Below are 14470 nucleotides of genomic sequence, written 5' to 3'. Positions count from 1 at the left end.
AGTACCGGCCTGACGCAGAAATGGGGCCCTGTGGCCCGTTGCGGCCGATTCGCTGCTCAGCCTGCGGGATAAACCACCCGATAGCGCTAGATTGTCCCGCATGTCAATCCTCGGCGCTGAGCGACTGGGTGAGGCTCTCGAGACCTTGGGCGAGCTCCTGGCTCGACGGGGCCATCGGTTCGAGATCGCCGTCATCGGCGGGTCGGGGCTTCTGCTCCTGGGATCGATCGGGCGGGCCACGGAGGACGTCGACGTGGTCGGGCTCGTCGATGAGGGCTCTGTTCGGACCTCGTCTCCCTTGCCAGAGCCACTTGCCGACGCTGCTCGTGACGTCGCGCGGGCGCTCGAGCTGGCGGCCGATTGGCTGAACCCCGGCCCCACGGCACTGCTCGACTTCGGACTGCCGACGGGATTCCTCGGTCGGTGCGAGATTCGACGTTTCGACGGCCTGGTCGTCCACCTCGCGAGCCGCTACGACCAGGTCCATTTCAAGCTGTACGCCGCCGTCGACCAGGGACCGCGCAGCAAGCACTTCGACGACCTTCAGCGGCTCGAACCGACCGCCGACGAGCTGATTGCTGCCGCTGCATGGTGTCAGCAACACGATCCGTCCGAGGGCTTCGCGGGATCATTGTCAGCAGCGCTCGATGCACTCGGTGCAGGGGGCGTCGATGAACGCAGCTAGCCTCGACCCTCGGCTGCTGAGCGACTACGCCTGGTCGGCGTGGGCCAGCTTGGGAGTCCCCGGTTGGGACCGTGGGACGTTCGCGGCCTGCGTGGACGTCGAGGCGTTGATCCTGTTCACGGCGACCATCGACGGCCTGGATCCGCGCCTACGTCAGGAGGCCCTCAGTTGGTGTGTCTCGAACATCGATCTGATCTCACGCTCTCGGATCGGCGGTCTGCTTCGGAACGAAGGAGCGTCGCAGGACGGTCGCTGGCAGGGATTCGCGAGCACGCTGTCGGCGCTGACCAAGAGGCCCTGGCCCCAGGCCGCGGGGCCGGCCGAGCGGATCGAGGTGAGGCCGGTGGGCGTTCGCGCCGACGACCCCCAAGCCCTCGCGCTGCGTACCCGTGGATTGATGGGCGCGACGTCGAGGAGCGAGATCGTCCGCGCATTGCTGCTGAACGAGCCCGGGGCACGCGTGGGCATGCGGGAACTGTTGGAGGAGACCGGGTTCACCCGCAAGTCTGCGTCGGACGCACTCGGCGGCCTCGAACTCGCCGGAGTTGTTCGATCGAGTCGGGTCGGCAACGCCGCGCGCTTCGAACTCCGCGGGCGGGCGTCGCTCGATGACCTGCTCGGGCCGCTACCTCGAGTTCGTGAGAGCCAGCGGCTGCTCCTACGAGTCACTTGCGCACTGCTTCGAGCGGCACAAGACCTGCAGAACGCGTCGGAGCGGGTCGCACACGTCGAATCGGTCCGGGTCGCTTCCGAGATCGAGAAGGTGATCCAAGCCGCACGACCTGGTCGAGCCGCCGACACCGACTCACTCGAGTCGATCGTGACCTGGTGCCGCGGCGGCCTCGAGCGGGCTCTCGAACCGGGCGATTAGCCCCTGGGAGGATTCGGCGCCGCCGCCGAGTAGATGGAACGGCACGGCGCCTAGAAGCTCGGCTCGTCGGGCTCGGTGATCTCGGTGTCGCGCTCCCAGCCTTCGTTCTCGAGTTTGAGCGACTGGATTGCGACCGTCTTCGCGCTCGCGCCGAGTTCAGGTGAAGCTGTGAACCCAGAGGCCCAGCAGCGATAGACCTTGTAGGCCAAGACCTTCTGCCCGGCCTCGTTGTAGAGCTCGATCAGGACGTCCTTGCGGAAGTCCTTCAGCGAGCCCTCCTGGATCGCGCCGTTGCCGACGCTCCAGACCTTGTTGGCCCACGCTTCGAAGTCCGCGTCGTGGGTCACTCCGCGCTCGAGGGTTATTGGGCCGAACTCCACTTCCCCCGGCGACTGGCGAACCACGTCGTCCTCGTGGTCGACGCTTCCTCGATAGGTCCTGGTGAGTCCGCTGATCTTGTCGACGCCGGCGACGTACTTGCCGTCCCAGACGATACGGAACTTGAAGCCGGAGTAGGGAGAGTGGGCTCGTGCCGCCGCGGTCGGGTCAGCACCTCCGGCGGGCGCCGAACCTTCGCTCGGGAGCTGATCCCGCTGGGCCGGCGCCTGCTCCAACTCGAGCGACTGCAAGGTCCAGTAGCGCCGGTACAGCTCGCTCGACTCGTACAGCTCCTCGTGCGTCCCGCTCGCCGCGATGTGGCCGCCGTCGAGGACGTGGATCACGTCGGCGCGGCGGGCGGTGGCCAGGCGGTGGGCGATGACGAGGGTCGTGCGGCCGACGAAGAGGCGCTGGAGAGCGGCTTGGACGACGGCCTCGCTGTCGGGGTCGAGGGAGCTGGTGGCTTCGTCGAGCAGCAGGATCTTGGGGTCCTGGAGGAAGGCGCGGGCGATGGCCAGGCGTTGGCGTTGCCCGGCGGAGAGGCGCACGCCGCGCTCGCCGACTTCGGTCTCGAAGGACTTGTCGAGCTCGTCGATGAAGCCCAGGGCTCCGGCGGCCTCGGCGGCGGTGCGCAGGTCCTCGTCGCTGGCCTCGTTCGAGCCCAGGCGCAGGTTGTCGGCGATGGTGCCGGAGAACAGGAAGACCTCCTGGGGCACGACGGCGATCGAGCGGCGCAGGTCGGCCAAGGGGATCGTGTCGATCGCGCGGCCGTCGATGGCGATGGTGCCGGAAGTCGGGTCGTAGAAGCGCAGCAGCAGCGAGAAGAGGGTGCTCTTGCCCGAGCCGCTGGGACCGACCAGGGCGATCACGGCGCCGCCGGGGACGTCGAGGGTCACACCGTCGAGGGCGGGGGTGGTGGCGCTCTCGTACTGGAAGCGCACCTCGTTCAGGGCGATCGCGCCGGCCCCGACCTCGAACGGCGGCGCGGGTGGGGTCGCCAGGGCCGGATCCGCGACGGCGGGCTCGGTGTCGAGCAGCTCGAACAAGCGCGCGCTGGCGCCCTTGAGGCCGCGGTAGCCGGCGTAGAGCCCGCCGAGCTGGCCCACGGAGATCGCCACCGAGAAGGTGTACAGCAGGAACGAGGTCAGCTCGCCGGCGGTCAGGCGGCCCTCGAGCATCAACTGGCCGCCGTAGCCGAGCACCAGGCCGAAGGCCGAGAAGGACGCGAAGGTGACCGTTCCCGCGAAGCCGGCGTTGAGCCAGGCGTTGCGCAGTTGGATGCCGAGCAGCGCCGCGAGCTGGTCCGAATAGCGCCCGCGCACCCGCGGCTCGGCGGCGTGGGACTGGACCGTGCGGATGCCGGCCAGGGCCTCCTCGGCCAGGGCCGAGCTGTCGGCGGCAGCGTCGCGCTCCTTCGTGGCGATCTTCTGCAACTTGTTGCCGAAGTAGATCGCCACCAGGACCACCGGCGGCACCACCACGAGCGCGACCAGGGTCAGCCGCGTCTGCAGCACGAACAGGATCACCAGGGTCCCGATGAACCGCATCGACGCCTGCAGGCCCGAGGGGATCTGCTGGGTCAGGGCGCCCTGGACCAGGGCCAGATCGGAGCCCAGGCGCGAGAGCAGCTCGCCCACGCGGCGCTTGTCGTAGAAGCCGGGGGTCAGGTCCACCAGGCGGTCGAAGAGCTGCCAGCGCAGGTCCCGCAACAATCGCGCGCCGGTGGCGCCGAGCAGGTAGCTCTCGAAGAAGCCAACCACGCCGAGGAGCGCGAACAGGCCGAGCAGGCCCGCGACCACGGAGCGCAGCTCGGCGCTGGTCGAGTCCGACAGGGCGGTGTCGACCACGCCGCCGGCGAACATCGGCACGATCAGCCCGATGCCGCTGGCGACCAACATCAGGGCCGTCGCCCCGATCAGTGGCCGCAGGTGCGGGCGCGCCAGGCCGAACAGGCGGCGGAACTCGACCAGCGGCGGATCCTCGGGCGAGGTGTCGGACTGGGGGGCACGCATGGGCGGGGAAGCCTAGCGCCCGGTGAGGGCCCGGTAGGCGTTCGTACGGTGCCAGGCACGAAACCGCCGCCTACGGCGTCCGCCGTAGGCGGCGGTTTCGTGCCTGGCACCGTACGAACGCCTACCGGGCGTCAGTCCGCGGGGCCGACGATCACCTCCAGGGCGTCGGTGAGGGCCACCGCGCCGCCGAAGCCGCCGCTCGGATCGACGACCGCGTACTGGAAGTGGATCGGGACGTTGGTGAGGGCCGTCAGACCGGCCGGCAGGGGCACGGTGACCGACCCGACGCCGCTGACGTCGGTACCGGTGATCGCGAACAGGAACAGCGGATCGACCGGGTACTGGATGCAGTCGCCCAGGGGCTTCTGCGCGCTGTCGAAGGACAGGAACAGGAACGCGGTCGAGGGGCCGAAGGCGTCGGTCACGCGCAGGTCGACGCTCTGTCCCAACTGCGCCTTGCCGCTGGTGCCGATCCGAGGCGCGAGGCCGCCGGTGCCCTCGCAGGCGACTCCGTAGGGTTCGAGGACCCAACCGCCGAACTGCGCGAGGGGCATCGAGTAGAGCTCGCGCCCGGTGTCGGGCTGCGTCCCCGCGAACAACACTCGGTCGCCCACGCGCGTGAACTTGGCTGGGCCCGAACTAGCCGGCCCCGGGTTGACGTCGACCACGAGCTTCGTGGTCGAGGGAGTCCCTCGACTGCCCCAGACCTCGAAACCTTCCGGCCCTTTGCCCACGAGGGCCAGCTCACGCCCGCTTCCCACCGGCGTCAGGTCCTTCAGCACCAGAGGCCACTCGATCGCGTAGACACCTGCGGTGCCCTCCAACGTGCCGTCGGTGCGCCAGATCCCGCTCTTGCCGCTGCCGATGTCGACGGTGACGTAGCGGACGTCCCCCGCGAGAGGCGTTGCGTACTGCACGCCGAAGCCAACGGCTAAGGCCGCAGTGTCCAACAGTTGGACCGTTCCCGCGGCCGTGCCGTCGGATGCCCACAGATCGTGCTTATTGGCGTCTGCGACGCGCAGCAGCGCGCGCCCGCCGACGACGCCGATGAAGTTGAACTCCGTACCAGTCGGACCGGGGGTCAGGTCCACCGCCACCGATGTCCCGTCCGGCGTTCCGTCGGTGATCCAAAGCTCCGCCCCCAGCAGCTCGCTCTTGGCGCGGAACAATGCACGACCGTCGACCATCGCGAAGCCCGTGAATGAGCTGGTCGAAGAGGAAAGCGAAGAACCGAGCCCGGGCTTGATGTCCGCCAGCCTGAAAGTGCCCGCCGGCGTGCCATCGGTCACCCAGGGTTCGATACCGCTCTCGGCGCCGTCGGCCGTCAGCACCGCGCGGTGGTCGTCCAGGCTCCGCATCCAATTCGGGGTCGTGAACGCCTCGCCGCCCGGCACGGAGCCGACCATGCTGGTTCCCGCCGCTGTCCCGTCGGTGCGCCACAACTCCGGTACGAGACTCGGTCCCAGCGCGCTGAAGACCACCTGGTCGCCCACCGCCGTGAAGCCGCCTGCTTTCGAGTCCTTCGACAGGATGTCGGGGTTCAAGTTGCCGAGCAGGAATGTGCCCTCGGGGCTGCCGTCGCTGGCCCAGGGCTCCCGCCCGATGGATCCCAGATCGAGCGCGGTGAAGAACAGGTGCCCACCGACCGAACGCAGGCCCTCAGGATCGAAGAAGCCCTGGGAGAAGAGATCGCTCAGCCGACTGGTCCCTCCCATGGTGCCATCGGTCGACCAGACTTCGATGCGGTCGAGCGGGTCGGAGTCCGACTCGGTGGCAGTGAAGTACAGCCGCTCGCCGTGCACAGTCAGGTCGGTCGGGTTCGACCCGCTCGGCCCGGGGAAGAGGTCGAAGACCAACTGCGTGCCCTCCTCACTGCCGTCCGTGACCCACAGCTCGCGGCCGTGTAGGCCGTCGTCGGCGACGAAGAACGCGGCAGTCCCCATGCGCACCAGTTCCGCTGGGTTCGAATCACCGCTCAGTGGGTCCGGTTGCGCGTCCGCCGCGAGTTGGGTACCCGCCGGAGTTCCGTCGGTCCTGAACACCTCGCGGCCCACGGAGGCGTCGTCCGCCGCGAACCAGACCGTCGAGCCATCGGCGTAGAACTGGCCCGGCTCCGAGGATCCCGCTGCGAGCAGGTCGGCGAGGAGTTGCACCTGGACCCCGTCCGTGACCCAGGGCTCCGAGCCCTCGGGCCCGGTGCCCCGGAACACGATGCGGTCGCCGAGGACCGTCAGCTCCTCGGGAGCGAGGTCACCCGGCCCGGGAACTGCATCCTGGATCAAGTGCGTCCCGGCCGGGGTTCCGTCGGAACGCCACAGCTCCCGCCCGAGGTTGTTGTCACTCAGGACCGTGAAGGCCAGGTAGCTGGCCGCCGCGGTCAAATCGAAGGGCTTGCCGTTTCCCCCCGGATCCGGGTCCGCGAGGAATACGGGCGCACCCGTGGACCCGTCGAGCTTGAAGAGCGCAAAGCTCCCGTCCGGCGCGACACCGCTGTAGTACAACTCGCCCGCGAAGACCGCGAGGTGGGCCGCCCCGAACGCCTCTCCGCTGGCCGGAGCGTAGGCCAGCTCGACGCTCGAGCCGTCGCTGCGCCAGATGGCATAGGGTGGGGACTGGGAGGCAGCGGTGAAGTAAACGTGGGAACCGAGCGCGACCACAAAGAGGACCCAGTTCAGGCTCGAGCCCGTGACCTTGTAAGTCCCTTCGGGCGTGCCGTCCGTTCGCCAGAGGCCGGCGCCGTAATACGACCTGAAGAAGCCCAGGTCGCCGACGATCGTCAACTCGGCCGGTCGGTCGGGGCTCCCGACTATCCAGTCGCCGAAGGTATACAGGGGGAAGGTACCGGCCGCCGTCCCGTCGCTGCGCCAGACACCGGCACCCGACGCGGGAAACGAGGCGGGAATCGAGGCCTCGAACAGCACTCCGAATCCGAAGGCCTTGAAGTTGGAAGGCTCGCTCCACCAGCCGCCGGGGGCGAGGTCCGCGACGAGTTCGGTGCCCGCCGCGGTGCCGTCGGTGCGCCACAACTCGCGGCCCACGCCTTCGCCCTCGGCGGAGAACCAGACGTGGGAGCCGATGGTCACGAGACCCTCGGGCGCCGAGCCGACGTCGCCTGGATAGAGGTCGACGAGGAGCTGGGCGGTGGTGCCGTCGAAGATGAATAGCTCGCGGCCGAGCCCGGGCTCGTCCGCCGCGAAGAGCAGCGAGCCCCCGAGGGTCGCGAAGTCCGAGGGCGCGGATGCCGCGGGAAGGGCAGGGACCGTCGCGTTGACGTCGATCAACGTGGCCTGGGGCGGGCAAGCGGGAAGGGCGCTGGCCAGCGCGGCCAGGAGCAGGGGCAAGCTCATGATCGGGAGTCCAGATGCGGTGGAACGCACCCCGCCGGAAGGTCGGACGGGCACGAGCGCGATTCTGCGGACTGCGGCCGATCCCGCCCTCCGTCGTCGCCCGGTTCGCGGACGGAAGGGGGATCTCGAATCCAGGTACTGGGTAGCGAGTTCGTATCGGTGCCCCGGTTGGCCGTCGCGGCCGGTACCCACCGGCTTCCCCTCGACCTCCCCGGCGCCGGTGGACGGGCGGCGTGTTTGAATGCTCCCGTCCAACTCCGGACCCAACCCCGACTGCCATGCCCAAGCTGACGATCAACGGTGAGCCCGTCGAGCTCACCGACCTGGACCCGCGCACGCCGCTCCTGTGGGTGCTGCGTGACTCCCTCAACCTGACCGGTACCAAGTTCGGCTGCGGCATCGCCCAGTGCGGCGCTTGCACGGTGCACGTGAACGGCACGGCCATGCGCTCCTGCTCGGTCGCGATCGGCAGCCTCGAGGGCCGCGAGGTCACGACCATCGAGGGCCTGTCGCCCGACGGCAGCCATCCGGTGCAGAAGGCCTGGGCGCAGATGAACGTGCCCCAGTGCGGCTACTGCCAGACGGGCCAGATCATGAGCGCAGCGGCGCTGATCGCCTCGAACCCGGAGCCGGACGACGACGCGATCGACTCCTTCATGGGCGGCAACATCTGCCGCTGCGGGACCTACCCGCGGATCCGCGCGGCGATCCTGTCGGCCGCGCAGGAGGCGCGTCAGTGATGGGCTCCAGCTTGAACATCGGCGCGCCGGTCACCCGGCGCGGCTTCCTGGCGAGCTTGGCGGCCGGGTCCCTCGTCCTCGCGGCGCGGGTCTCGCCGGCGAGCACGCTCCTCGCCGTGGTCGGACAGGACGGCTCCGACACGGCCTTCGAGCCCAACCTGTGGCTCTCGATCGATCCATCGGGCGCGGTCACGATCGTGACCCACCGCTCGGAGATGGGCACGGGCATCCGCACCAGCCTGCCGATGGTCGTGGCCGACGAGCTGGAAGCGGACTGGGCGCGTGTGACCCTGCGCCAGGCCATCGGCGACGCGCGCTACGGCGACCAGAACACCGACGGTTCGCGCAGCGTGCGCCAGTTCTACGAGGTCATGCGCGTGGCGGGCGCCGCGGCGCGCACGCTGCTCGAGCGGGCCGCGGCCGAGATCTGGGGCGTCGACGCCGCTGAGTGCAAAGCGCGACTGCACGAGGTGCACCACGCCGCCACCGGGCGCAGCATCGGCTTCGGCGAGTTGGTCGCGCGTGCGCGGACCCTGGAGGCCCCGGCGGAAGGCGAGCTGACCTTCAAGACGCCGGCCGAGCGACGATACGTGGGCCAGCCGGTTCCGATCGTCGACCTGGCGGACATGGTCACCGGCCGCGCGACCTTCGGCATCGACGCGCGCCGCGAGGGGCAGTTGTTCGCGGTGGTCGCCCGCTCGCCGGTGCTCGGCGCGCCCTTGAAGTCGGTCGACGACACCGCGGCGCGCGAAGTGGCCGGCGTCGTCGACGTGCTCACGATCCCCGGCTACGAGGGCGTGCACGGCTTCCAGCCCCTGGGCGGCGTGGCGGTGCTGGCCAACTCGACCTGGGCCGCCATCGCGGGGCGCAAGGCCCTGAAGTTGGAGTGGGGCGAGAGCGACAACGACAGCTACGACTCGGAAGCCTTCGAGCGCGAGATGGTCGCGACCTCCAGGCGCGCTGGGACCTCCTGGCGCACGGCCGGGGACACCGCCGCGGCGTTCGAGGCGGCCGACGAGGGGTCGGTGCACGAGGCCGACTACTACGTGCCGCTCCTGGCCCACGCGTCGATGGAGCCGCCGGCGGCGGTGGCCGAGGTCACCGTCGACGAAGACGGCAAGGCGATCCGCTGCGAGGCCTGGGCCGCGACCCAGAACCCCCAGGCAGCCCAGGAGCAGGTGGCCGCGACCCTGGGTCTCGAACTCGCCGATGTCATCGTCAACGTGACGCTGCTCGGCGGCGGCTTCGGTCGCAAGTCCAAGCCCGACTACGTGGCCGAGGCCGCCTGGCTCAGCCGCGCCACGCGCCGGCCGGTGCACGTCACCTGGACCCGCGAGGACGACATCCGCCACGACTACTACCACACGGTCGCCGCGGTCCACATGCGCGCCGCGGTCGACGAGCGCGGGATGCCGACGGCCTGGCTGCAGCGCTCGGTGTTCCCGCCGATCTTCTCGACGTTCGCTCCGGGCATGACCTCGCCCAGCGACTTCGAGCTGGCCCTGGGCTTCACCGACGTGCCCTACGTGCTGCCGAACCTGACGGTCGAGAGCGGCGACGCCCCGGCCCACGTGCGCATCGGTTGGCTGCGTTCGGTGGCGCACATCTACCACGCCCTGGCGGTGTGCTCGTTCCCCGACGAGCTCGCCCGGCGCGCCGGCCGCGACCCCTACGAGTACCTGATGGAGCTGCTCGGCGAGGATCGGCTGCTGGACCTCGAGGGCGTGCAGTACCCCAACCAGGGCGAGTCACTGGAGCGCTATCCCTTCGATGTGGGTCGCCTCAAGGCGGTCACCAAGCGCGTGGCGCAGATGGCCGGCTGGGGCCGCGAGCTGCCCAAGGGCAAGGGCCTTGGCATCGCCTGCCACCGCTCGTTCCTGTCCTACTACGCGACCGTGGTCGAGGTCGACGTGGACCGCCGCGGCGCCCTGACGATCCCCAAGGTCTGGAGCGTGCTCGACGCCGGCCTGATCCTGAACCCCGACCGCGTGCGCGCCCAGATGGAGGGCGCCACGGCCTTCGGCGCGAGCCTCGCTCTGCACGGCGAGATCACCGCCGTGGACGGCGCGATCCAACAGTCGAACTTCCACGACTACAAGGTCGCGCGCATGTACGACTCGCCCCGCGCCATCGAGTGCGAGATCGTGTCCAGCGAGGCCTTGCCGGGGGGCGTGGGCGAGACGGGCGTGCCGCCCTTCGCGCCGGCTCTGTGCAATGCGATCGCCGCGGCGACCGGCGTGCGCGTGCGGCGGCTGCCGATCTCGAAGACGGACCTGCGCTGGAGTTGAGCGGGATCCGGTGCACCCATCGCGGGCGCGGAGGGCGATCTCCGCTCGCGATGGGAGCGCTGGCGCCGGATGCGCTCGCGGCCCGGAACCCGCGCTGCAGCCAGCGACACGTACGAAGTCCTATTCAGCCCCCGTGAGCCAGCGCCTGGGGGTCGCCCTCGGCTCGCTCCGCCGCTGGTACCTCGGAGCCTGCCGCCGCTATGCTTCGGCCAACCAGCGCAGGGATCTCTGGCTCGGATGACTCCTGCTGCGCCCAGCGAAACCGAAGAACCTTGCCACGATGATGACGTCCGCCCGCGTCTGTTCGCTCTTCCTCTGCCTTGCAGCGGCTTCCTGCAGCACCTTGCCAGCGGGGAGCAAGTACACACTCTCCAAGGTCGGCAGGGACATGCGGCTCTACGAGCCGCGCTTGGTCCTCGAGACCGAGGACCAAACCGACAACCTCGACAAGGTCGACCCGACCGGAAATTGGGGCATCACCCTGAACGGAGGGTTCATCCCCTATCTGGAGTCGGTCAATCGCCCCGAGGTCGTGTTGTTCGTGCGCTGCCTGATCAGGCCGAATGACGACGCCGAGCCGTCCGTCCTGTGGGAGTCCGTGCACCTGGACTCGGAGGCGGATGGACAGAACATGGTCCTAAACAAGCGGTCGTACCTCCCGCGCGAAGACATCCCGATCCTGCCGCCGATCGTCTACTCGGGCGAGGACGTCATCGTGCAGATCCGCTTGATCGAGATCGACTCGGAAGACAATGCGCGGGTCAACGAGTTGATCTCGGCGGCATCGACCGCCGCAGCGACGTTCCAACCGGTCAGCGCCGGGGCCGTCACCGTGGTCGGGACCGTCTTGAAGGCGCTGACCAGCATGAACAGCGACGACATCGAGTTCGCCTACGACTTCGCGGTCTCGACTTCCTCGAAGCCGTTCACGTCGACGACCATCGTCGACGAGGCCGACATGCCGCGAGACATCGACCTCGTCCTGCAGCCACGCGTGGGGACCTACGTGGTCTTGAAGTCCGAACACCGCGACCGCTTCGACATTCCCTCGACCTACGTTGGGACAGCGATCCACGGCATTCGCTACGGCATCGCCGAGGTCCTCCGCCTGGGCACCTTGGACATCTTCAACTGGATGCTGCGGGATGGCTGGTGCGCCGTCTCCGACCGCAAGGGGACCAAGCGGCGCGATCGTCCGGATCTGTATCGCTGGCTGATGGGCTACCCCTTCGACATCGACAACGACTCCACCGCCGAGCACACATTCGATCCGCAGGAGCGCTACCTCACCAACGCGAATTGGCAGGACACCTGGTTTGAGTTGGTCGGCTCGCGGATCGAGTACGCATGGAACCCGTCGAAGAACTCCGATGGTCCGCACCTCACGAGTCCTTTCCGAGACCAAGCCTTCCTGGTCTTTTCGATCGTGGAAGCCGACCAGGGAGTCGACGTGGCGATGCTTCGCCAGCGTGCCGCGGAGCAAGACCTGATCGAGGGCCTGGCGTTGAACACCGGGCAGCTCTCGGCTGATGCGGTGCGCTCGGCGGCAGGCTCGGTCACCGATTCTCTGGTGGCCTACTCCTCGGAGCGCGAGGCTCGGAAGGGGTTCCTGGAGGCGACCGGCGGAGAGCAGACGCCAGCCGAGATCGCCCGTGCGCGAGATGCGGCCCTGAGCGAACTCGACCAGCGTCTCGAGGACGAGGAGCTCAGCGACACCGAGCGCCAGGCGCTCGAACGTGCCAAGCAGTTCGTTATTGCCCGCGCGGAGAAGCTCGGCGCCGTCGTCGACGGCGAGTTCGTCCTGCGCTGGTCGCGCAGCCAGAGCGGTGCGACGGAACTCGAGATCGGCGCCGACGACCTCGACGGCACGATCTCATTGGCCTACCGCAAGCTGGGCGACCAGTATTGGTCGAGCCTCGCCCTGGGACTGATCACCAAGACTGTCCTGGGTCACAGCGCCCGTCCGGACTTCACCGCAATCAACCAGCTCGGGACGACCGGGTTCGAGATGCTGATCTCGGAGAAGAAGGACGGCGGCCGGTCGCGGGTCGAGCGCTTCTGGGTCGGCGCGGAGCCGGCGCTCAAGTCGGTCTCGTCGGTCGGCACGGGCGCCACCGTGATCGGTGCCGACCTCGCGGCCGGCGACCGGGTCGACGTCGACTTCGACGGCGCGCCGACGGCGCTCGGCAAGCTGCTGCTCACCGACGAGAACGGCACCGTCTTCGAGCTCGTGGTCGACTTCGCCAACCGGCGTGCGACCAACGAGTACACGGTCGACATCCAAGGGGTCCGGCAGGCTCAGCTCGAGCTCGTGAAGGACCCCTTCTATGCCGGATTCGACCTGGACAAGCTGCGGCTCTAGCTCGCCGCGCTCACCAGGACCCGAGGCCAGCACGCCCGAGCGGCGGCCCTTGGCCGCCGCTCGGGCGCTGCCAACTTGGACGCACTGGCCCCGACCCCTGGTGAACGATGCGGGCCAGGCCCTGGCCCGTCTCGAGCGAAGCTACCCGGCCCATCGCCGCCGGGGGGGCGCATCTTCGTGCCATGCCGTTCAGCCCCCATTAAGCCACCTGCCCGCAAGCTCCCTCCGTCGTCGTCGGCCCCCCACCGCGAACGCGGCGACCGCAACCGACTCAAGGAGCCATCGATGCAGACTCGAATCACCGGCAGCAGAACCCTTGCCGCCACTCTCTCCCTTGCAACCGTCGCCGGCATTGCGGCGAGCGCTTCCGCCGGCACAGGCGGCGCCTGTGAGGGGGTCGCCTTCCAGGCGCACCTCGGCGCTCTCGCCGAGTTGCAGAGCGACTTCTACCTCGCCTACGGCAAGTGCCTGAACCAAACCGACCTCGCCTCCCAGAACGAATGCCTCGCACAGGCTCTGGCGGAGCTGCAGGGGGGGCTCGAGCTGGCCGACAGTCAGTTCGACGCGCGGGTCGAGCTGTGCGGCGAGTTGGGCGGGGGCGCCTTCGCGCCGGCGATCGACCCGGACGACTTCTCCAGCACCGTCGATCACCTCTACTACCCGCTCGTGGCGGGCACGGTGAAGACCTTCATGGCCGACACCGACGAGGGCGTCGAGACGATCGTGATCACGGTCACCGGCGCGACGCGCGAGATCATGGGGGTCGAGTGCCGCGAGGTGCACGACCTCGTCACCCTCGCCGATCCCGAGAGCGGTGAACAGCAAGTCATCGAGGACACCCTCGACTACTACGCCCAAGACAAGGACGGCAACGTCTGGTACTTCGGCGAGCTCGCCCTCAACTATGAAGATGGCTACCTCGCCAACATCGATGGCTCCTGGTTCGCCGGCGTCGATGGCGCCGAGCCCGGAATCGTCATGCTGGCCACGCCGTCGGTGGGCGAGGTCTACCGGCAAGAGTTCCTGCTGGGCGAGGCCGAGGACGCCGCCAAGGTCCTGGGCACCGCCGACCGCGCGAGCGTGCCGGCCGGTGACTTCACGGGCTGCGTGCGGACCGCGGACTTCACGCCCATCGAGCCGACCGGCCTCGAGCACAAGTACTACGCCCCCGGCCTCGGTGCAGTGCTCGAGATCAAGCCCGGGACCGGCGAGCGCCTCGAGTTGATCTCGGTGGTCGCGCCCTGAGCGGGTCCCGCAGGGCGGCTCGATCGAGAGCCACCCTGCGGGGCCTGCCATTCGAGCGGCCGGCTAGCATGGCCCGGGGCCATGGGACGCCGGCCGCTCCTTCCCTGACCGACACACACAAGACCGAGCCACCCATGCGACGCACACAAACGACTGTGGTCCTGCTCTCCGCCCTGGCCTTGGCCGCGTGCGCCCGATCGCGGGTGGCCGCCGAAGCCGACGTCTGGATCGACAACCCCGGCGACGGATCGGTCGTCATGGAGGAGGAGGAAGAGGACGACGAAGAAGAGGAGATCGAGGTGCCCCTCGACCAGGTGCCCGACGACGTACTCGCGGCGGCTGTCGCGGCGCTTCCGGGGTTGGTGATCGACCACGTGGAGGTCGAGGTCGGCGATGAGCCCCTGATCTACGACATCGAGGGCAAGGTCGACGGCGTGGCCTGGGAGGTCGAGGTGACCGCAGCCGGCGAAGTGATCGAGACCGAGCGCGACGACGAGGACGACGACTGATCTGCTCCGGGCCGGGTGCCGTCGCACCCGGCC

9 protein-coding genes are annotated in these 14470 nt (G+C 69.1%); 7 read left to right on the top strand and 2 right to left on the bottom strand.

The features are described from left to right. Positions 1-253 precede the first annotated feature (253 nt). Together Pla133_RS00440 and Pla133_RS00435 are read left to right on the top strand one after the other, a co-directional pair. Complete coding sequence (locus tag Pla133_RS00440) at positions 254-685, top strand: hypothetical protein (RefSeq protein ID WP_419191984.1); 432 nt, start codon at positions 254-256, stop codon at positions 683-685. Continuing rightward, on the top strand, positions 672-1556 hold the full coding sequence (locus Pla133_RS00435; protein ID WP_145061257.1) for a hypothetical protein: 885 nt from the start codon (positions 672-674) through the stop codon (positions 1554-1556). The genes Pla133_RS00440 and Pla133_RS00435 overlap by 14 nt, the downstream gene beginning before the upstream one ends. 50 nt (positions 1557-1606) lie before the next feature. Here the strand turns inward: Pla133_RS00435 and Pla133_RS00430 are convergent, their stop codons facing one another. Beyond that, positions 1607-3946 carry an ABC transporter transmembrane domain-containing protein gene (locus tag Pla133_RS00430; protein WP_145061255.1) on the bottom strand — a complete coding sequence of 780 codons (2340 nt, stop codon included), beginning with the start codon at positions 3944-3946 and terminating at the stop codon, positions 1607-1609. Between the two features lie 131 nt (positions 3947-4077). Then, positions 4078-7293 carry an ELWxxDGT repeat protein gene (locus tag Pla133_RS00425; RefSeq protein WP_145061253.1) on the bottom strand — a complete coding sequence of 1072 codons (3216 nt, stop codon included), beginning with the start codon at positions 7291-7293 and terminating at the stop codon, positions 4078-4080. A 278-nt stretch (positions 7294-7571) separates the two neighbouring features. Here Pla133_RS00425 and Pla133_RS00420 point away from each other — a divergent pair, with 278 nt between their 5' ends. The 5 genes from Pla133_RS00420 to Pla133_RS00400 all read left to right on the top strand — a co-directional run bounded on the left by Pla133_RS00420 (position 7572) and on the right by Pla133_RS00400 (position 14437). Beyond that, positions 7572-8033 (top strand): (2Fe-2S)-binding protein, encoded by a 462-nt coding sequence (locus Pla133_RS00420; RefSeq protein ID WP_145061251.1) that lies wholly within the window; start codon positions 7572-7574, stop codon positions 8031-8033. Further along, the gene (locus Pla133_RS00415; protein ID WP_145061249.1) at positions 8033-10321 is read left to right on the top strand and encodes a xanthine dehydrogenase family protein molybdopterin-binding subunit; all 2289 of its coding nucleotides are present in this window, start codon (positions 8033-8035) and stop codon (positions 10319-10321) included. Before Pla133_RS00420 ends, Pla133_RS00415 begins: the two co-directional genes overlap by 1 nt. A 280-nt stretch (positions 10322-10601) precedes the next feature. Continuing rightward, positions 10602-12683, top strand: a complete 2082-nt coding sequence (locus Pla133_RS00410; protein ID WP_145061247.1) for a hypothetical protein — start codon at positions 10602-10604, stop codon at positions 12681-12683. Between the two features lie 285 nt (positions 12684-12968). After that, positions 12969-13928, top strand: coding sequence for a hypothetical protein (locus Pla133_RS00405; protein ID WP_145061245.1), 960 nt, complete (start codon positions 12969-12971; stop codon positions 13926-13928). Between the two features lie 134 nt (positions 13929-14062). Beyond that, positions 14063-14437, top strand: coding sequence for a hypothetical protein (locus Pla133_RS00400; RefSeq protein ID WP_145061243.1), 375 nt, complete (start codon positions 14063-14065; stop codon positions 14435-14437). Positions 14438-14470 lie beyond the last annotated feature (33 nt).

The organism is Engelhardtia mirabilis (assembly GCF_007748095.1).
In the GTDB taxonomy this organism is placed as follows: Bacteria; Planctomycetota; UBA1135; order UBA1135.
The sequence above is the reverse complement of the archived record's forward strand: the minus strand, read 5'-3'. Positions and strand labels throughout refer to the sequence as shown.

Bases quoted from the DNA above. Each gene is read 5' to 3' on its own strand.
- Pla133_RS00435 (WP_145061257.1), top strand. From the start codon at position 672: ATGAACGCAGCTAGCCTCGACCCTCGGCTGCTGAGCGACTACGCCTGG.
- Pla133_RS00430 (WP_145061255.1), bottom strand. From the start codon at position 3,946: ATGCGTGCCCCCCAGTCCGACACCTCGCCCGAGGATCCGCCGCTGGTC.
- Pla133_RS00425 (WP_145061253.1), bottom strand. From the start codon at position 7,293: ATGAGCTTGCCCCTGCTCCTGGCCGCGCTGGCCAGCGCCCTTCCCGCT.
- Pla133_RS00420 (WP_145061251.1), top strand. From the start codon at position 7,572: ATGCCCAAGCTGACGATCAACGGTGAGCCCGTCGAGCTCACCGACCTG.
- Pla133_RS00415 (WP_145061249.1), top strand. From the start codon at position 8,033: ATGGGCTCCAGCTTGAACATCGGCGCGCCGGTCACCCGGCGCGGCTTC.
- Pla133_RS00410 (WP_145061247.1), top strand. From the start codon at position 10,602: ATGATGACGTCCGCCCGCGTCTGTTCGCTCTTCCTCTGCCTTGCAGCG.
- Pla133_RS00405 (WP_145061245.1), top strand. From the start codon at position 12,969: ATGCAGACTCGAATCACCGGCAGCAGAACCCTTGCCGCCACTCTCTCC.
- Pla133_RS00400 (WP_145061243.1), top strand. From the start codon at position 14,063: ATGCGACGCACACAAACGACTGTGGTCCTGCTCTCCGCCCTGGCCTTG.